17 protein-coding genes are annotated in these 17,665 nt (G+C 66.7%); 10 read left to right on the top strand and 7 right to left on the bottom strand.

Translation table 11 applies throughout. The features are described 5' to 3' along the window. Window positions 1-84 precede the first annotated feature (84 nt). Entirely contained in the window at window positions 85-1,269 is a 1,185-nt protein-coding gene (locus AC5P7I_RS13470; protein ID WP_262087115.1) for an MFS transporter, read from the top strand. 12 nt (window positions 1,270-1,281) lie between these two features. Here the strand turns inward: AC5P7I_RS13470 and AC5P7I_RS13465 are convergent, their stop codons facing one another. The 6 genes from AC5P7I_RS13465 to AC5P7I_RS13440 form a co-directional block, all read right to left on the bottom strand. Then, window positions 1,282-3,354, bottom strand: coding sequence for an acyltransferase family protein (locus AC5P7I_RS13465; RefSeq protein WP_262087117.1), 2,073 nt, complete (start codon window positions 3,352-3,354; stop codon window positions 1,282-1,284). A gap of 48 nt (window positions 3,355-3,402) precedes the next feature. Continuing rightward, window positions 3,403-4,083, bottom strand: a complete 681-nt coding sequence (locus AC5P7I_RS13460; protein WP_049408561.1) for a DUF2058 domain-containing protein — start codon at window positions 4,081-4,083, stop codon at window positions 3,403-3,405. A 10-nt stretch (window positions 4,084-4,093) separates the two neighbouring features. Next, the gene (locus AC5P7I_RS13455; protein ID WP_005410256.1) at window positions 4,094-4,336 is read right to left on the bottom strand and encodes a SlyX family protein; all 243 of its coding nucleotides are present in this window, start codon (window positions 4,334-4,336) and stop codon (window positions 4,094-4,096) included. Next, complete coding sequence (locus AC5P7I_RS13450) at window positions 4,329-5,678, bottom strand: UDP-glucose dehydrogenase family protein (RefSeq protein WP_032962083.1); 1,350 nt, start codon at window positions 5,676-5,678, stop codon at window positions 4,329-4,331. The genes AC5P7I_RS13455 and AC5P7I_RS13450 overlap by 8 nt, the downstream gene beginning before the upstream one ends. Before the next feature lie 23 nt (window positions 5,679-5,701). Next, window positions 5,702-6,679 carry an FKBP-type peptidyl-prolyl cis-trans isomerase gene (locus tag AC5P7I_RS13445; RefSeq protein WP_032962085.1) on the bottom strand — a complete coding sequence of 326 codons (978 nt, stop codon included), beginning with the start codon at window positions 6,677-6,679 and terminating at the stop codon, window positions 5,702-5,704. 96 nt (window positions 6,680-6,775) lie between these two features. Then, window positions 6,776-7,363 (bottom strand): glutathione peroxidase, encoded by a 588-nt coding sequence (locus tag AC5P7I_RS13440; protein WP_014647689.1) that lies wholly within the window; start codon window positions 7,361-7,363, stop codon window positions 6,776-6,778. A gap of 365 nt (window positions 7,364-7,728) precedes the next feature. Between AC5P7I_RS13440 and AC5P7I_RS13435 the strand changes: the two genes are divergently transcribed. The 7 genes from AC5P7I_RS13435 to AC5P7I_RS13405 all read left to right on the top strand — a co-directional run bounded on the left by AC5P7I_RS13435 (window position 7,729) and on the right by AC5P7I_RS13405 (window position 12,308). Continuing rightward, window positions 7,729-7,965 (top strand): hypothetical protein, encoded by a 237-nt coding sequence (locus AC5P7I_RS13435; protein WP_049408559.1) that lies wholly within the window; start codon window positions 7,729-7,731, stop codon window positions 7,963-7,965. A 2-nt stretch (window positions 7,966-7,967) separates the two neighbouring features. Next, entirely contained in the window at window positions 7,968-8,327 is a 360-nt protein-coding gene (locus AC5P7I_RS13430; RefSeq protein ID WP_005410261.1) for a GntR family transcriptional regulator, read from the top strand. After that, window positions 8,327-9,202: an ABC transporter ATP-binding protein gene (locus tag AC5P7I_RS13425; protein ID WP_014647691.1), complete on the top strand. Its 876-nt coding sequence runs from the start codon at window positions 8,327-8,329 to the stop codon at window positions 9,200-9,202. Before AC5P7I_RS13430 ends, AC5P7I_RS13425 begins: the two co-directional genes overlap by 1 nt. After that, complete coding sequence (locus AC5P7I_RS13420) at window positions 9,199-10,227, top strand: ABC-2 transporter permease (protein WP_046431579.1); 1,029 nt, start codon at window positions 9,199-9,201, stop codon at window positions 10,225-10,227. Before AC5P7I_RS13425 ends, AC5P7I_RS13420 begins: the two co-directional genes overlap by 4 nt. Window positions 10,228-10,252: 25 nt before the next feature. Further along, entirely contained in the window at window positions 10,253-11,140 is an 888-nt protein-coding gene (locus tag AC5P7I_RS13415; RefSeq protein ID WP_014647693.1) for a GIN domain-containing protein, read from the top strand. A gap of 30 nt (window positions 11,141-11,170) precedes the next feature. After that, window positions 11,171-11,776: a YggN family protein gene (locus AC5P7I_RS13410; RefSeq protein ID WP_049442450.1), complete on the top strand. Its 606-nt coding sequence runs from the start codon at window positions 11,171-11,173 to the stop codon at window positions 11,774-11,776. Between the two features lie 106 nt (window positions 11,777-11,882). Beyond that, complete coding sequence (locus AC5P7I_RS13405; protein ID WP_014647695.1) at window positions 11,883-12,308, top strand: hypothetical protein; 426 nt, start codon at window positions 11,883-11,885, stop codon at window positions 12,306-12,308. A gap of 104 nt (window positions 12,309-12,412) precedes the next feature. Here AC5P7I_RS13405 and AC5P7I_RS13400 read toward each other — a convergent pair whose 3' ends face one another. Beyond that, entirely contained in the window at window positions 12,413-13,840 is a 1,428-nt protein-coding gene (locus AC5P7I_RS13400) for a class II fumarate hydratase (protein WP_032962093.1), read from the bottom strand. Between the two features lie 292 nt (window positions 13,841-14,132). Here AC5P7I_RS13400 and purB point away from each other — a divergent pair, with 292 nt between their 5' ends. Continuing rightward, window positions 14,133-15,500, top strand: coding sequence for an adenylosuccinate lyase (gene purB / locus AC5P7I_RS13395; RefSeq protein WP_262087122.1), 1,368 nt, complete (start codon window positions 14,133-14,135; stop codon window positions 15,498-15,500). Window positions 15,501-16,252: 752 nt separating this feature from the next. Then, window positions 16,253-17,665 (top strand): ribosomal protein uL16 3-hydroxylase, encoded by a 1,413-nt coding sequence (locus tag AC5P7I_RS13390; RefSeq protein WP_262087975.1) that lies wholly within the window; start codon window positions 16,253-16,255, stop codon window positions 17,663-17,665.

Below are 17,665 nucleotides of genomic sequence, written 5' to 3'. Positions count from 1 at the left end.
CAAAAAGGGGACGGAGGGGATTAAGTCGTTTATGCATTCGCGACTTAATTCCCTCCGTCCCCTTTTTTGCCTCATCATTCCGCGATGACCGTTCCCGTTGCACGCCTCTCCAGCTTCTACCTGTTCTACTACGCGGCGCTGGGCGCGTTCACTCCGTACTGGAGCCTATTCCTGAGCGCGCGCGGCATGAGCGTGACGGCCATCAGCGTGATGATGGGCCTGTGGTACGCCACCCGCGTGATCGCGCCCAGCACCTGGACCTCGCTGGCGGCCGCATCGCCACGACCGATCCGCCTGCTGCGCGCGGGCTGCGTGCTGACCCTGCTCAGCTTCGCGGTATTCCTGCTGCCGCTGCCACAGCCGTGGATGTACCCGGCGATGGTGGTGTTCTGCTTCTTCTACAACGCGGTGATGCCGCAGTTCGAGTCGATCACCCTCACCCATCTGGGCAACGACAGCCATCGCTACGGGTTGATCCGGGTCTGGGGCTCGCTCGGCTTCATCGCCGTCGTGACCCTGTTCGGCTGGCTGATCGAAGAAGACGGCACGGCCAGCCACGCCGGGCTGCTGCCGTGGATGATGCTGCCACTGTTCGCGCTGCTGGTCGCCTCGGCCTTCAGCAACCACTACGCGCGCGGCGTCGGCAAGACCGGCGGCGACGCCAGCGGCTTCTGGCAGATCGTGCGCCGACCGCCGGTGCTGGCGTTCTTCCTGGCCGCCTTCATGGAGCAACTGTCTTTCGGCCCGTACTACACGTTCTTTTCGGTCTACATGGACCATCACGGCTACCGCACCTCCACCCTGGGCCTGTTTTGGACCATCGGTGTGGTCTTCGAAGTGGGCGTGTTCTTCACCATCGGCCGCTTCTTCCGCCGCTATGACGCCAGCTGGATGCTGTTGATCGCGCTGGTCAGTTCCTGCCTGCGCTGGGCCGTGACCGCACTGTTCCCGGAAAACCTGCCGGTGATGCTGCTGGCGCAGAGCGCGCACGCGCTGGGCTTTGCGGCGTTCTTCGCAGCAGCGATGCAGATGCTGGCGACCTACTTCCCCGGTCGCCTCAATGGGCATGGCCAGGGGCTGCTGTACGGATTCTCGTCCGGTGTCGGCGGTGTGCTCGGCGCACTCATTGCCGGCCAACTGTGGAAGATCGACGATGGTCGCACCGCGTTCCTGGCCGGCAGCGGCTTCGCCCTGATTGGTGCCCTGCTCTGTTTCTTCGCACTGAGCCTGCCGCTCATACGTGCGCGACGGAACAGCCACGCGCGCTGACCCCTGCCCGGCTCAGCGCTGCAACAGAACCTGTTGCAGCGAGGGCAGCAGCACCCGATTGCCATGCGCACTGAGATGATCGCCATCGAAGAACAGCGGCCGCCCATCGCGCTGGGCTGGACATAACGCGTCGTCGCACAGCACCGGCATCGGGTCCCACAGCACGCCACCTGGCAGTCCATCGACCACCTGCTGCAGGCTGCCCAGCATGGGTGCCCGCAACGTTTCCATCGCGACGCGCGTGCTGTCCAGGCCGTTGCGGCAGACCTCGTTGCGGGCATTGAAGCGGTCCGAGCAGCGATAAGGAGGCGCTGGCAGCACTGGCTTGGGCGCCTCCAGCACGATGCGCACGCCACGCTCGGCCAGGGGTCTCCACTGCGCGACCGCCTCGGCCACTTCGGCGTCGCGTCCTGCCGCGGCCTCTGCCGTCAGTTCGCCCGCCAGCTGCGCCTGCGCGTCGAACAGCACGAACTGATCGGAAAGGCGTGGCACGCGCAACGACACCAGCACCACGGCATCCCCCGGCTGCGCACGCCGCGCGATATCGGCGAACACCGCGGCGTCGAAATCAGCGCAACCGGCACCGGCACCGCGCCACTTCTGCAGGCTCACCTGCGGGCATCCGCCGCGGCCATAGAGGGAGACCGCCGAGCCGGTTTCCAGGGCCAGTCGCTGCAGCAGCTCGATGTAGGCCATCGCATGCGAATCACCAGCAACGAACACCCGCTTCGGCGCGCCAACCGGTAGCGGGCGGTCGCAGTCTCCACGCGCAAAGGTGCGCGCACTACCGCCTTCGAAACGATGCTTGGCGACCACCAGTGCGCACTCGGGATAGTCACCGGCCACGCTCTTGCCATTGGGGTACCAATCGGCCGGATGCCGGCTGACCGTACTCAACGACAGCCGCGGCGCCTGCAGGTAGAGCACTGTCTGGATGCCGGCGGCGCACAGCAGTACGACCGCGCCGGCCAGCACCCAACGCCCGGGACGCAGGCGCTGCGCCAACGTGCCGCGGAACGGCTGTTCCACCCAGCGCCACGACAGCCATGACAGCAGCAGCACCAACGCCATCGCGGCGGTCATCTGCAAGGGTGTCTGCAGGCCCACGGTCCAGCGCATCAGCACGAACACCGGCCAGTGCCACAGGTACAGCGAGTACGACAGCTGGCCGATACGGCGCATCGGGGCGCTGGCCAACAGGCGCGCCACCCATGCCTGCGGATGATGATGCAGCGCCCACAGCAGGCCCGCGGTGGCGAAGGCCGGCAGCACGCCGTCAGGCCACGGTGACCGCCCGGCACGCGCGGACCACAACGCCCACCCCAGCAGGCCCAGCGCCACCATGGCCAGCAGGGAGAACACCGGCGCGGCGCGCTTCAGTGTCTGGCCGGTTGCCGGGTCCAGCGATTCGCGCACATGCAGCAGCTGGAACAGCAGCACGCCCACCCCCAGTTGCCAGAGGCGGGTGCTGGTGGCATAGAACGCCCACGATGGCGGCGCCTCGCGCAGACCCAGCACCGCCGCATGCAGCAGCGACGCCATGCTGACCAGGGCGAACAGGCCCAGGCTGATCCAGCGCCCGCGTGCACCGCGCGCCCAAGCCAGGAACAGCAGCGGGAACAGCAGGTAGAACTGCTCTTCCACGCCCAGCGACCAGGTATGGGTGTAGGGATTGAATTCGGCCCTGGGTGCGAAATAGTCGTTGCCGATCGCTGCCAGCACCCAGTTGCTGAAGCCGAAGAACGCCATCAGTCCGGTCCTGTCACTGGCTTCGCTGAGCCAGGACTCGGGAATGAACAGCACGCTTGCCACGGCAGTCAGCAACAGGCAAGTCAACAGCGCCGGCGCGATGCGACGGATGCGGCGCGCATAGAAGCGCAGCATCGACTGCCCCAGCGACAGCGGCGGCAGCCGGTGTACCGACGCGCTGACCACGAAACCGGAGATGACGAAGAACACATCCACGCCGGTGAACCCGCCTGGCAACCAGGCCGGGTCCAGGTGAAACACGATGACGGCCAGCACAGCGATCGCGCGCAGGCCGTCAATGTGCGGCACGTAGCCACGGCTTGGATCAGCGGTCATCCCTTCCCCCACGGCCGCGACGGCAGCGCGCCCGCGGCGGTCACGCGTTTACCAGACCAGGTCGTCCGGCACCTGGTACTGCGGGTCCGCGTACGGATCTTCCTCGGCCGGCGCATTCGGATCGACCTTCAGCGCCACCGATGCGGCGAACACCGCCTCGCACTGCGCCAGCACCTCGGCGGTCACCAGCAGGTAGCGGCCATTGAGCTGGACCACACCCAGCTCACCGGCGTTGAGCGCGGTCAGCTGTTCGGCGGTTACATAGATGCGCTTGATCTTGCCGCCGTAGGGGAAGTGGCGGGCAATGTCCGCCGCTTCGGCATTCAGGCCCTTGTCCTTCAGCAGTTCTTCCAGCTTGGCCTTGGCCTCGCGGCGCACACGCGCCTCTTCCTGCTTCAGGCGCTCGGTTTCGATGCGCTCTTCCTTTTCCTTCTGCGCGCGGATGGCGTAGGCCTTGGCCAGGTCCATCTCTTCTGCGCTGCGCGGCTTGCGCGGGCCCTGCTGGCCCGGGCCACGCGACTGGCCGGGCTTGCCCGGGCCGCCATGGCCAGGACCACGACGCTGGCCGGGCTTGTGCTCGCCCTTGCCAGCGCCCTGCGGCTTTCCATTGCCGTTGCCACCCTTGCCCTGCGGGCGGCCGTCACGGCGGGGGCCATCATTCTTGCGCTCTGGCTTGGGCGCAGGCTTGAAGCCCAGGCCCATCAGCTGGTCGCGGAGGGTATCGCTCATAGGATTCGGATCAGTAGTGCGGCGGCGGCGGTTCGCTCGCCGGATCGGAAGAATTCAGCGCGTTGCGGACCTTGCCCAGATCTTCCAGCAGCACACGCAGCACGTCGGCGTTGCGCATGCCCTGCATGCGGGCATCGGCCAGCGCATCGCTCAGTTCGGCCAGCGCCTGTTCCTGGAAGGACACGCGCATTTCCAGTTCGACCAGGCGCGCTTCCAGCGCCTGCTCGCGTTCGGTTGGCAGCAGATCAGACATGCAGCGAGCGCCCCCGGCCAATGCCGTAATACGCCAGGCCCGCTGCTTCCACGTCCGCCGGCTCGTACAGGTTGCGGCCGTCGAACACCACCGCGTCCTTCAACTGCTCGCGCAGCGTCTGGAAATCGGGGCTGCGGAACTGCTTCCACTCGGTCACCACGACCAGTGCATCGGCGCCCTGCAGCGCCTCGTTGGCATTGCTGCAGAACACCAGGTCATCGCGTTCACCGAAGATGCGCTGCGCCTCATGCATCGCTTCCGGATCGTAGGCACGCACCGTCGCACCGCCTTCCCACAGTTGCGCCAGCAGGCGTCGGCTGGAGGCTTCGCGCATGTCGTCGGTGTTTGGCTTGAACGCCAGGCCCCAGACGGCAAAGGTCTTGCCACGCACGCCTTCGTCCTCGCCCTTGTCGTAATGGCGCTGGACCAGGGCGAACAGATGGCCCTTCTGCGCATCGTTGACCGCTTCCACGGCGTTCAGCAGTTTAGGCTCCAGGCCGGCCTGCTGCGCGGTGCGGGCCAGCGCCTGCACATCCTTGGGGAAGCACGAGCCACCATAGCCGGCGCCCGGGTAGATGAAATGCCAGCCGATGCGCGGATCCGAGCCGATGCCCTGGCGGACCTGCTCCACATCGGCGCCGACACGTTCGGCGATGTTGGCGATTTCGTTCATGAACGAGATCTTGGTCGCCAGCATCGCGTTGGCGGCGTACTTGGTCAGCTCGGCCGAGCGCACGTCCATTTCCACCACGCGGTCGTGGTTGCGGTTGAACGGTGCATACAGGCGCCGCATCACCGCCACCGACTCGGCGCTGGTCGCACCGATGATGATGCGATCCGGACGCATGCAGTCGGCAACGGCGTCGCCTTCCTTCAGGAATTCCGGGTTGGACACCACGTCGAAGGCGATGTCGGCGCCACGTGCCGCCAGCTCTGCGGCAATGGCGGCACGGACCTTGTCGGCGGTGCCCACCGGCACCGTCGACTTGTTGACCACCACGGTCGGCACGCTCATGTGCTGGCCGATGGTGCGGGCCACGGCCAGCACGTACTGCAGATCAGCGCTGCCATCCTCGTCCGGCGGCGTGCCGACAGCGATGAACACGACCTGGCCGTGGCCGATCGCGGCTGCGGCATCGGTGGTGAACGTCAGCCGCGACGCGGCGTGATTGGCCTTCACCATCGGTTCCAGGCCCGGCTCATAGATCGGGATGATGCCCTGGTTGAGGCCATCGACCTTGGCCTGGTCGATATCGACGCAGACCACCTGGTGGCCGACATCGGCCAGGCAGGTACCGGTCACCAGCCCTACGTAACCGGTACCGAAAATCGCAACGCGCATGTCCGTGCTGGCTCCGTGGTCGCTTACGGCAGGACGCCCAGCAGCTCGACGTCGAACGTCAGAGTCGCGTTCGGGCCGATCGGGCCACCCGGGGTGCCGTTCTCACCGTAGGCGAGCTCGCCCGGGATCCAGAAGCGGTACTTCGAACCGACCGGCATCAGCGCGACGCCTTCGGTCCAGCCCTTGATCACCTGGTCCAGGCCGAACTCGGCCGGCTGACGACCATAGGAGCTGTCGAACACGGTGCCGTTGAGCAGCTTGCCTTCGTAGTTCACGCGCACCTTGCTGCTCGGCAGCGGACGCTCGCCGCTGCCCGGGCGGATGACCTGGTACTGCAGGCCCGACGGGGTGGTTACCACGCCCGGCTGGGTCTTGTTCTTGGCCAGGAACGCATTGCCTTCCTCGCGGTTGGTCTGCGCGGCAGCGGCGGCCTTGGCCTGCATTTCGGCCTGCTTGCTGCCCATGAACGCCTGGATGGTGGCGGTCGCGTCAGCTTCCGTCATCTTCGGCTGACCCTTGCTCAGGCCGGTGCTGATCGCGTCAAACAGCGAGGCGACATCGATGTCGTCCTTCAGCTGTGCCAGCGACGGGCCGACCGAGTAGGAACCGATCATCTGCGACACCTTGACGCGGTCGACCTTCGGCGGCTGCGAACCCGGCGCCATGCCCGGCACCTGCTGCCCGCTGCGGGCCATCACGACCTGGCGCAGTGCGGCATCGGTGGCCTTGGCCTGTTCCTGGGTGATCTGCGGCTGCAGGCCTTCGAACGAACGTTCCACGGCGGTGCGCAGCGCGGCCACATCGATCTCATCGGCGATCGGGGTGAACGACTTGGCGACGTCCAGGCCGATGGCGTAGCCGAGCTTCTGCTTGGGGGAATTCAAGGTTGCGGTCTCCTTGGCGGCTGCGGGGGCAGCCGGTTGTTGCGACAGAGCGACACCCGAAGTGCCCATCGCCAGAATCAGAACCGACGCCGCGGCGCCGCGCATTCCCATCTTCATTCGCTGCATTCCTGGAAGTGTCTGGGCGCCGACGTCGGCGCGAAAAGAAGCATTGTCGCACGCATGCCGTCGATGTCGAGGCATCCGTGCCGGATATCAATGCGTAGGAGCGACGGCCAGCGCCTTGTCGATGGCGGCGGTCAGCTGTGGATCGTCCGGCGTCACCTTGCTGGCGAACTGGGCGATGACCTTGCCATCGCGGCCGACCAGATATTTGTGGAAGTTCCAGCCCGGCGCCACGCCGGTGGCTGCGGTCAACCGCTGGTACAGCGGCGTGGCCTCCGCACCGACGACGTGCACCTTCTCGAACATCGGGAACTTGACGCCATAGGTAAGCGTGCAGAAATCCTGGATCTGCTTCTCGTCACCCGGTTCCTGGCCCTTGAAATCGTTGGACGGGAAACCCAGCACGGCAAAGCCGCGGCCGGCATAACGCTTCTGCAGCGCCTCCAGGCCTTCGTACTGGGGGGTATAGCCGCACTTGCTTGCGGTATTGACCACCAGCAGCACCTGCCCGTGGTAGCGCTGCTGCAGGTTGACCTGCTGCTTGCTGGCCAGCGGGCGATAGTCCAGGTCCAGCAGATCGGCCGCCAGCACATGGGCGGAACCGGCCAGGCCGGCCACCAGCAGGGTCAACAGGGACAGGCCGCGCAGTCGGCGCGGGACAACGGTCGGCAGGGGCATCGAGAGCAGTCCGCGGTAGCCATTCACAGGGCCGGCCGATAGCGGCCGGGAATCGGCCGAACTATAGCACCGGGCTCCGTTGCCCCTTGTTGCGGCGGGTGCCGGCGGCTTTGCGTGGCGTGGCCTTTCCCGGGAGGACCCACCCTCAACGGCGCAGGGATGACATAGCATGGACAACGCTGAATGGAAGGCAGGGCGTGATCGCCCCGCGCGACAATTCCATTTCCCTTTTCAATCAAGGGGATAAGGGGATATTTCAGCGGCTTGACCACCCCTGCCATCAGTTGGGCACGGCAAGGGGTTGCACGTAGGCGTGCCGGTGTTATAGTTGCATACAACACCAGTCACCTGAGACAGGGGGAGCCATGAACGCCCGGATCCGTCGCAACCTCACCGCACCCGCGGCCGCTGCCGTTTCGACCCTGATCGTGCTGGCCTGGCTGGCCATGCCAACCGCCCCCGCCTCCGCCGACAGTGCGCAGGATGCATCCGTTTCGCCGGCCGGGAACGCCGATTCCTCCCCCCCTCCCCCGCGTCGGCTGCACAGCTCCCTGTCCATGCCGTATTTCTCGTTCGCACAGCCGCTGACCCCACGGAGCTGAATATGAGCGACATCCAGTGGAGCGACGGCGCTCCCATCTACCGTCAGTTGAAGGAGCGCGTGATCGCCATGATGCTCGACGGAATCCTCAAGCCGGGCGATGCCCTGCCTTCGGTGCGCCAGGTGGCCGCCGACTACCAGCTCAACCCCATCACCGTTTCGCGCGCTTACCAGGAACTGGCCGATGAAGGCCTGGTCGAGAAGCGCCGCGGCCTGGGCATGTTCATGACCGAGCAGGCGGCCACGCAGCTGCGCAGCAGCGAGCGCGAGCGCTTTCTCAATGAAGAATGGCCGGCGGTGCTGGAGCGCATCCAGCGCCTGGGCCTGAGCCTCGACGAATTGCTGCCCCAGGGGAAAGTCTGATGAATAGCACTGCAAGTGAACCGGTCATCACCGCCCGAGGCCTGCGCAAGGCCTACAAGACCACCGTGGCCCTCGACAATGCCAGCTTCAGCATTCCGAGCGGGCGCATCGTCGGCCTGATCGGGCCCAACGGCGCCGGCAAGACCACCGCGCTGAAGGCCATCCTCGGCCTGACCTCGGTGGAAGGTGAGTTGAGCGTGCTCGGCCGCGACCCGCGGCAGCACCGCGACGCGCTGATGAACGACATCTGCTTCATTGCCGACGTCGCCGTGCTGCCGCGCTGGCTGAAGGTCCGTGAAGCGATCGATTTCGTCGCCGGTGTCCATCCGCGCTTCGACCGTGCCCGCTGCGAGCGTTTCCTGGCCAACACCAAGCTGCAGCCGAAGCAGCGCGTGCGCGAACTGTCCAAGGGCATGATCGTGCAGCTGCACCTGGCGCTGGTGATGGCCATCGATGCGCGCATCCTGGTGCTGGACGAGCCCACCCTGGGCCTGGACATCCTGTACCGCAAGGAGTTCTACCAGCGCCTGCTGGAAGATTATTTCGACGAACAGAAGACCATCATCGTCACCACCCACCAGGTGGAGGAGATCGAGCACATCCTCAGCGACGTCATGTTCATCCGTGATGGTCGCATCGTGCTCGATGCAGAAATGGACGATGTCGGCCAGCGCTACACCGAGCTTCTGGTCAACGCCGACCAGCTGGAGACCGCGCGTGCGCTGAAGCCGATCGACGAGCGCAGCCTGACGTTCGGCAAGACCGTAATGCTGTTCGACGGTGTGCCGCGCACCCAGCTCTCCACCCTTGGCGAGACCCGCAGCCCGGGCCTGGCCGATCTGTTCGTCGCCATCATGAAGGGGACCTACGCATGACTGCCGTCAACCACCCCGTCAGCCCGATGGGCACCCTGCGCTGGCTGCTCAAGCGCGAGTACTGGGAGAACCGTGGCGGTTTCCTGTATGCGCCGCTGATCGCCGGCCTGATCTCGCTGGTGATGAGCACCGTCGGCATCGCCTTCGGCCTGTTTGCACTGAACCGTGCAGCACGCAACGGCGCACTGCATGTCGACGGCGAGAGCGTGAACATCAACGGCCTGGACCTGGCCCTGCTGACCCGCGACATCAGCGCCAAGGACCTGGCCGACCTCGGCAACGGCCTCGACCTGACCCTGGTGCTCAGCTCGGCCTGGCCGTTCCTGGTGCTGGCCTTCGTGGTGTTCTTCTACTGCCTGGGCGCCCTGTACGACGACCGTCGCGACCGCAGCATCCTGTTCTGGAAGTCGCTGCCGCTGTCGGACACCCAGACCGTGCTGTCCAAGGTGATCAGCGCACTGGTCGTGGCCCCGCTGATCGCGGTGATCGCCGGCATCATCACCATGTTCGGCTTCATGCTGGTGATCAGCATCGTCGCGCTGATGCACGGTGGCAGCCCGATGACCCTGATCTGGGGCCCGGCCAGCCCGTTGACCCTGGCCGCCGGTCACCTGGCCTGGATTCCGGTCTACGCCCTGTGGGCCCTGCCCACCGCCGGCTGGCTGCTGCTGTGCTCGGCCTGGGCCCGCACCAAACCGTTCCTGTGGGCGGTGATGCTGCCGCTGTTCGCCGGCGTCATTGTCAGCACCACCAAGGTGATGCCGTTGATCGGCCTGACCACCGGCTGGTTCTGGCAGAACATCGTTGGCCGCCTGCTGCTGGGTGGCGTGCCGGGCACCGACCTGGTGTATCGCCTCAGCGCCGAGGAAGGCACGCGTCGCGATCTCGAATCGGTGGTCAGCCTGATGTCCCCGGCCTCGCAGCTGAAGTCGCTGGCGATGCCGGAACTATGGATCGGTGCCGCCGTCGGTGTCGTGTTCATCGTCCTCGCCATCCGCCTGCGCAAGCGCGCCGGCGAGATCTGATTCCATCCACCCGGAGGCACCACCCATGCGTTCCCTGCTCGCCTGTTCTGCGTTGTTGCTGTTGCCTCTGTCGGCGCTGGCCGCCGATGCTCCGAACTGCAAGTTCACCGCCGCCCGCACGCTGAAGCTGGATGTGGCCGGCGCCAAGGCGGTGGTGCTGGAGGTGAACCAGCATGACCTGAAGGTCGTCGCCAGCAAGGGCGGTGGCCAGCTCGATGGCCGCGCCTGCGCCTCCAGCCAGGAATGGCTGGACCAGCTGGTACTGGAGCAGCGCAGGGAAGGCGACAAGCTGGTCGTCAGCCTGCGCCGCGACGGCCGCCACAGCGGCATCAGCCTGGGCAACAGCTATGCCTGGCTGGACATCCGCGGCAGCGTGCCCGACAACCTGCCCCTGCAGCTCAAGGTCGGCTCCGGCGATGCCAGCGTGGACAACGCCCAATCGCTGAGCGTGGACGTCGGCTCGGGCGACGCGATCGTTCGCGGCACCCGCGGCAGCATCCACGCAGCGGTGGGTTCGGGTGACCTGGACATCGACGGTGGCGGCTCGCTGAACCTGCTGTCGCTCGGCTCCGGCGACGTCAAGGCGCGCAACATCGGCGGCGATGCGGTCACCGGCACCGTCGGCTCCGGTGACCTGAAGATCAGCGATGTCCGCGGCAACGCCCGGCTGGACACGGTCGGTTCCGGCGACATCGGGTTCAAGCGCGTGCAAGGCAACGTCGAGGTCGGCGTGGTCGGCTCGGGCGATGTCGACCTGTCCGACATCGGCGGCAACGTGCACGTGCGCAGCCATGGTTCGGGTGACATCCAGGTCGACGGCGTGCGCGGCAGCCTGACCGTCGACCACAGCGGCAGCGGCGATGTCGGCCACCGCAACGTCGGCGGCACGGTCACCCTGCCCCGCAACAAGTAACCGCCACCGGACCAATTCGAGGGAGTTGCCATGAACCTGCTGCGCCTGCTGCCTGCCACCCTGCTGTGCCTGCCGCTGATCGCCTGCGGCGGCACTTCTTCCACGCCCGACAAGACCGTCGGCAAAAGCGTCGCCGAAGCCACCAGCGGCGTCGGCCAGACGGTCAAGGAGGCCATGGTTGATGCCCGGAAGGACATTACCCAGGGCAACATCAACATCTCCGCCGACAAGCAGCCGCGTGCGGAGATCACGCCGGATGGCCACCTGCTGATCGACGGCAAGGACGTGCCGGCCAACGAGGCCCAGCGCCAGCGGTTGCTGGAGTACCGCGGCCACGTCGTCGCCATTGCGATGGACGGCATGGATGTCGGCTTGGCCGGCGCCAAGCTCGGCGCCAGCGCTGCCGGGGAGGCACTGAAGGGCATCTTCAGCGGCGACAGCGAAGGCATCGAGAAGCGGATCAATGCCGAGGCGGAGAAGATCGAAGCCCAGGCCAAGCGCATCTGCAACCGCTTGCCGGCGATGCTGGCCAGCCAGCAGGCACTGGCGCGCGAGCTGCCGGCGTTCAAGCCCTACGCAACGATGGACCAGAGTGACGTCGACGACTGCGGTAAGGACACCGTGGTCCAACGCTAGGCCTGTGACAGATCAGCGCACCCGGCCGGCAGCGGCGCCCCGCTGCCGGCCGTCGTGCGCCGGCCGGCTTACAATGGCGGCCCCGGAGGCCCCCGAACCGAATGCCATGAAGAAGTTGTTCCTGCTGCTGGCCGCCCTGCTCTGCCTGGGCCTGGTCGGCTGTGACAAGGATTACCGCAACCACCGTGCCGAGCGCGGCAAGCCAAAGATCTCCGTCAGCGAAGGCATGGTCACTGTGCGTCGCCCGCCGGCGCCGAACATCATCATCCTCGGCGATGGTTCGATGAAGGTGGACGAGATCCAGATTCCGCTGGACGAGGCACAGAAGCAGATGCTGCAGACCATGTTCGGCAAGCTGCAGGTGCTGCGCCAGAACACCCTGGTCGCCGCCCCGGCCGATCCCAACATGCAGCCGGTGAAGATCCAGCCGCCGGAAGGCATGGAAGTGATCCCGGCCGACCTGGTCCAGCGCATCCCCGAGTTCAAGGACTACACCGACACCTTCGGCAACATCGTCGCCGACCGTCGCTGAAAAAACGCCGCCCCTGGGCGGCGTTTCCTCTTGTAGAACCGAGCCCATGCTCGGCCCAGGTCCAGGAAGCAGCCGAGCATGGGCTCGGCCCTACGACCGGCAGATCAACCGCCGCCGCCACCGCCCCCCGCGTGGATGCCACCGGCAGTCAGTGCGGCCGGGTCCAGCAGGCGGCGCAGCTCGGCTTCATCCAGGCCGCTGTCCTCCAGCGCGACATCCAGCACCGGACGCTGCTCCTTGTAGGCACGCTTGGCAATCGCCGCCGCCTTCTCGTAGCCGATGATCGGGTTCAGCGCGGTGACCAGGATCGGGTTGCGCGCCAATGCTTCGGCAACGCGATCCTCACGCACCTTCAGCCCGGCAATCGCGCTGTCGGCCAGCAGGCGAGACACATTGGCCAGCAGGCCAATGCCATCCAGCAGGTTCACCGCGATCAGCGGCAGGGTGACATTGAGCTGGAAGTTGCCGGTCTGCCCGGCCACGGTGATCGCGGTGTGGTGGCCGATCACCTGCGCGCAGGCCATCACCGTCGCTTCCGGAATCACCGGGTTGACCTTGCCCGGCATGATCGAGCTGCCCGGCTGCAGCGCCGGCAGTTCGATCTCGCCCAGCCCGGCCAGCGGACCGGCGTTCATCCAGCGAAGATCGTTGGCGATCTTGATCAGCGCCACCGCCAGTGCATTGAGCTGGCCCGACAGTTCCACCGCGTCATCCTGCGCGGCCAGGCCCTCGAACTTGTTCTCGGCGCTGTCGAACTTGAACCCGGTCTGCTGCTTCAACGCCTTGGCCACCTGCGCGCCGAAGCGCGGGTCGGCATTGATGCCGGTACCGATGGCGGTGCCGCCCAGCGGCAGCCGGCGCACACGCTTGAGGCTGTCTTCGATGCGTTCCTGTGCCGAGGCCAGCTGTGCCGACCATGCGCCGAACTCCTGCTCGAAGGTCAGCGGCATCGCATCCATCAGGTGCGTGCGGCCGGTCTTGACCACCTTGCGCAGGCTGCGGCCCTTCTTGTCGAGGGTCTTGCGCAGGTGCACCAGCGCCGGCAGCAGCTGCTCATGTGCCGCCAGTACCGCCGATACGCGCAACGCGGTCGGGATCACGTCATTGGAGCTCTGCCCCTGGTTGACGTGGTCATTGGGGTGCACCGCGGTCTTGCCCGCCTTGCCGGCACGGTTGGCCAGGGTGGCGATGACCTCGTTGGCATTCATGTTCGAGGACGTGCCAGAACCGGTCTGGTAGACGTCGATCGGGAACTGCGCGTCCCAGGTGCCGGCGGCCACTTCGGCGGCAGCGGTCTGGATGGCCTTGGCCACGTTCTTGGGCAGATGGCCCAGCTCGGCGTTGACGCCAGCGGCAGCGCCCTTGACCAGGCCCAGGGCACGGATGAAACCGCGCGGCATGCGCTGGCCCGACACCGGGAAATTCTGCACGGCACGCTGGGTCTGCGCGCCCCACAGGGCGTCGGCAGGCACCTGCAGTTCGCCCATGCTGTCGTGTTCGATTCTGAAACCCTTGCTTGCAGCTCTGCTCATTGCATCAACTCCGCACTACTTCAGTTGGGGAAAGGGAAGCGGCGGCTGGCAGGGTGTCGCTTCCCGGGCTGGCGGCTGCGCCAACGATACTCCCTTGCCCGCAGCGTGGGATGACGAGGACGGGCCAGATCGTTCCGTCCGCAGGGCCGTGTTGTAGAGCCGAGCCCATGCTCGGCTGCCCGCGGGGCGCCGGATTTTCCGAAGCAGCCGAGCGTGGGCTCGGCTCTACAGGGCACGCCCCGCCGGCACGTCGTAGAATATCGGCCCCGCCGCTCGTCCCAGCCCTGCCGACATGTCCGATTCCGCCCTGCTCGCCCTGTCCCCGCTCGATGGCCGCTATGCCGGCAAGGTCGACGCCCTGCGCCCGATCTTCTCCGAGTACGGCCTGATCAAGGCCCGCATCACGGTCGAGGTGGAATGGCTGCTGGCCCTGGCCGCCGAGCCGGGCATCGTCGAACTGGCCCCGTTCTCCGACGCTGCCATCGCCCGCCTGCGCGGGCTGGCCGCCAGCTTCAGCCCGGCCCAGGCCGCGCGCGTGAAGGAGATCGAGCGCACCACCAACCATGACGTCAAGGCGGTGGAGTACTTCATCAAGGAACAGCTGAAGGACGACGCCGAGCTGGCGCCGGCGCTGGAATTCGTGCATTTCGCCTGCACCAGCGAAGACATCAACAACCTCAGCTACGGCCTGATGCTGGAACAGGCGCGCCGCGAGGTGCTGTTGCCGACCCTGGACGGCATCGCCAGCACCCTGCGCACCCTGGCCCACGCCGAGGCTGGCCAGCCGATGCTGTCGCGCACCCACGGCCAGACCGCCTCGCCGACCACCCTGGGCAAGGAACTGGCCAACGTGGTCGCGCGCCTGGAGCGCCAGCGCCGGCAGATTGCCGCGGTCGAACTGACCGGCAAGATCAACGGCGCGGTGGGCAACTACAACGCCCACATCGCCAGCTACCCGGACGTGGACTGGCCAGCCTTCGCCGAGCGCTTCGTGACCGGCCTGGGCCTGGTGTTCAACCCGTACACCACGCAGATCGAGCCGCACGACAACATCGCCGAGATCGGTGATGCCGCACGCCGCGCCAACATCATCCTGATCGACCTGGCCCGTGACATCTGGGGCTACGTTTCGCTGGGCTACTTCAAGCAGCGCCTGAAGGAAGGCGAAGTTGGTTCGTCGACGATGCCGCACAAGGTCAACCCGATCGATTTCGAGAATGCGGAAGGCAACTTCGGCATCGCCAACGCGCTGTTCGAGCACTTCAGCGCGAAGCTGCCGATCAGCCGCTGGCAGCGTGACCTGACCGATTCCACCGTGCTGCGTGCGCTGGGCACCGCGTTCGGCCACAGCCAGGTGGCACTGGATTCGCTGGCCAAGGGCCTGGGCAAGCTGGAAGTGAACCCGCAGCGCCTGGATGCCGATCTGGACGCAGCCTGGGAAGTGCTGGCCGAGGCCGTGCAGACGGTGATGCGCCGCCACGGCCTGCCGAACCCGTACGAGCAGCTGAAGGCGCTGACCCGCGGCCAGGGCATCACCGCCGAGTCGATGCGTGCGTTCGTGCAGGGGCTGGAGCTGCCGACGGATGCGAAGCAGCGCCTGCTGGAGATGACCCCGGGCAGCTACACCGGCCTGGCTGAGTCGCTGGCGAAGAAGATTTAAGGGGATTCCTTTGCGGCGGCGGCCGCGGGCGCTGCCTGCGGCAGGCAACGGCAACGGCAACGGCAATAGCAACGTCAAGAGCGGCTCTGGATTGCTGCTAGCTGGGTGGGGCGGGAGGGGCCAGCGGGACACGCCGTGAACCCATCCATGGGGGCTCGATGGCGCCATCCATGGCGCCAACGGTCCCGCTGGCCCCTCCCGCCCCACCTCTGGCAGATTCCCGGTGACGGATCGAAGAGCATTGGGTTGTCGGGACGGAATTTGAAAGAGGGACGCGGCTTCGCCGCGTCCGTCTTTGTTTGAGGGTCTTTTGTAGAGCCGAGCCCGTGCTCGGCTGCTTTTGGGCGTGGGCAACAGCAAGCCGAGCGTGGGCTCGGCTCTACAAGGGCATGAGCAAGCGCAGCGCGCGACCCGCTGTTGCCTTTGATCTTCTTCTTCCATTCCGTGGCGGGCCGCGCAGGAAACTGTCAGGGGCCGGGCGGGTGGGCTGCGCGGGGGTGTCCGCCGCATGGATGCGGCGGCCAAGCTTACAGGGACGTACTTGCAGCGTCCCCCGCGCAGCCCACCCGCCCGGCCAAACCCGGCTTTTGCTTTCAGCGACCAACCCAGACCCCGCCACGAGGGGCTCCGCCGTTGGCCGGACACCCCGCGACAAACCACCGCACGTGCGCAATCCCGACGAACGGCGGACAATGGAACCCTTGGCGGCTCGCCACGCCGCCCCTCCCGCTTTCCGCTGCAAGGATTCCCCCATGGCCGCCCGCAAGTCCTCCGCCCCCCTGATCGAAGTCACCGCCCACCCTGGCCAGCCGCTCGGCATGGCGCCGGCCACCTTCCTGCGCGACTTCTGGCAGAAGCGCCCGCTGCTGATCCGCAATGCCTTCCCGGATTTCCAGACCCCGGTACAGCCGGAAGACCTGGCCGGGCTGGCCTGCGAGGAAGGTGTGCTGGCGCGCCTGATCGAGCACGACAAGGCCCAGGACGGCTGGCGCGTGCGCACCGGCCCGTTCCAGGAAGACGTGTTCCCCGCCCTGCCCGACCACGACTGGACCCTGCTGGTGCAGGACGTGGACAAGTGGGACCCGGACGTGCGCGCCCTGATCCAACACTTCAGCTTCCTGCCGCGCTGGCGCATGGATGACGTGATGATCAGCTTCGCCGCCACCGGCGGCTCGGTCGGCGCCCATGTCGATCAGTACGACGTGTTCCTGCTGCAGGCCCACGGCCACCGTCGCTGGCAGATCGATGCGAGCGAATCGATCAAGGGCAGGCAGCCGCCGCTGGGCTTCCGCCCGGACGTGGAGCTGAAGCTGCTGAAGGTGTTCAAGCCCACCCACGACTGGGTGCTGGCGCCGGGCGACATGCTGTACCTGCCGCCGAACGTGCCGCACCACGGCGTCGCCGAAGACCCCTGCCTGACCTTCTCGTTCGGCATGCGTGCGCCGTCTTCTGCCGAGCTGATCAGCGACTATCTGGACACCCTGATCGCCGATGCCGATGAGAACATCCGCTACCAGGATGCCGACCTGAAGGTGCCGGCCGACCCGAACGAAATCGACACGGTGGCGATGGCGCGGGTGATCACCGCCCTCAACGCCATCCGCATGAACGACCCGGACAAGCTGGGCGACTGGTTCGGCCGTTTCATCACCACCTACCGTGCAGCGGGCGAAGTGATGGCCCACCAGGCCGCGCCGGCCCCGGAGGAAGTGGTCCAGGCCCTGGCCTCGGGCATGCTGCTGCAGCGCCACCCGTGGGCCCGCCTGGCCTGGCGCCGGGCCAAGCGTGGCGCCAGCCTGTATGTCAGCGGCCAGGACTTCGCGCTGCCGGTGAAGGACGCGCAGCGCCTGACCGGCGCCGAGCAGCTCGCCGCCGCCGCCTATCGCGGCCTGTCCGACAAGGGCCGTGCCGTGGTCCAGCAGCTGCTGGTCGGTGGTGTGTTCCAGCTGATCGACCCGAATGAGGTGTACGAGGCCGAAGACGAGGAAGACAGCGAGGATGCCGTGGTGCTCGGCGAGGTCGTCGAAGGCCGCGACCGCGTCGAGGCGATCGACGCCGACGCGGTGTCCGACGATGTCCACTCCGTGACCGTGCACGACGACGGTATCGAGGTCATCGTCAACTTCGAGGACGACGACGAAGACGACAGCACCGGCCGAGCCTGA

This window comes from Stenotrophomonas sp. YJH_SMC_138, from assembly GCF_059369855.1.
Note: the sequence above shows the minus strand (reverse complement) of the source record. Positions and strands in the feature narration are given on the sequence as shown.

Excerpts from the sequence above, each read along its gene's own strand:
- AC5P7I_RS13470 (WP_262087115.1), top strand. The coding sequence starts at position 85 with ATGACCGTTCCCGTTGCACGCCTCTCCAGCTTCTACCTGTTCTACTAC.
- AC5P7I_RS13455 (WP_005410256.1), bottom strand. The coding sequence starts at position 4,336 with ATGTCTGATCTGCTGCCAACCGAACGCGAGCAGGCGCTGGAAGCGCGC.
- AC5P7I_RS13390 (WP_262087975.1), top strand. The coding sequence starts at position 16,253 with ATGGCCGCCCGCAAGTCCTCCGCCCCCCTGATCGAAGTCACCGCCCAC.
- purB (WP_262087122.1), top strand. The coding sequence starts at position 14,133 with ATGTCCGATTCCGCCCTGCTCGCCCTGTCCCCGCTCGATGGCCGCTAT.
- AC5P7I_RS13405 (WP_014647695.1), top strand. The coding sequence starts at position 11,883 with ATGAAGAAGTTGTTCCTGCTGCTGGCCGCCCTGCTCTGCCTGGGCCTG.
- AC5P7I_RS13415 (WP_014647693.1), top strand. The coding sequence starts at position 10,253 with ATGCGTTCCCTGCTCGCCTGTTCTGCGTTGTTGCTGTTGCCTCTGTCG.
- AC5P7I_RS13420 (WP_046431579.1), top strand. The coding sequence starts at position 9,199 with ATGACTGCCGTCAACCACCCCGTCAGCCCGATGGGCACCCTGCGCTGG.
- AC5P7I_RS13425 (WP_014647691.1), top strand. The coding sequence starts at position 8,327 with ATGAATAGCACTGCAAGTGAACCGGTCATCACCGCCCGAGGCCTGCGC.
- AC5P7I_RS13400 (WP_032962093.1), bottom strand. The coding sequence starts at position 13,840 with ATGAGCAGAGCTGCAAGCAAGGGTTTCAGAATCGAACACGACAGCATG.
- AC5P7I_RS13430 (WP_005410261.1), top strand. The coding sequence starts at position 7,968 with ATGAGCGACATCCAGTGGAGCGACGGCGCTCCCATCTACCGTCAGTTG.
- AC5P7I_RS13440 (WP_014647689.1), bottom strand. The coding sequence starts at position 7,363 with ATGCCCCTGCCGACCGTTGTCCCGCGCCGACTGCGCGGCCTGTCCCTG.
- AC5P7I_RS13460 (WP_049408561.1), bottom strand. The coding sequence starts at position 4,083 with ATGAGCGATACCCTCCGCGACCAGCTGATGGGCCTGGGCTTCAAGCCT.
- AC5P7I_RS13435 (WP_049408559.1), top strand. The coding sequence starts at position 7,729 with ATGAACGCCCGGATCCGTCGCAACCTCACCGCACCCGCGGCCGCTGCC.
- AC5P7I_RS13450 (WP_032962083.1), bottom strand. The coding sequence starts at position 5,678 with ATGCGCGTTGCGATTTTCGGTACCGGTTACGTAGGGCTGGTGACCGGT.
- AC5P7I_RS13445 (WP_032962085.1), bottom strand. The coding sequence starts at position 6,679 with ATGAAGATGGGAATGCGCGGCGCCGCGGCGTCGGTTCTGATTCTGGCG.
- AC5P7I_RS13465 (WP_262087117.1), bottom strand. The coding sequence starts at position 3,354 with ATGACCGCTGATCCAAGCCGTGGCTACGTGCCGCACATTGACGGCCTG.
- AC5P7I_RS13410 (WP_049442450.1), top strand. The coding sequence starts at position 11,171 with ATGAACCTGCTGCGCCTGCTGCCTGCCACCCTGCTGTGCCTGCCGCTG.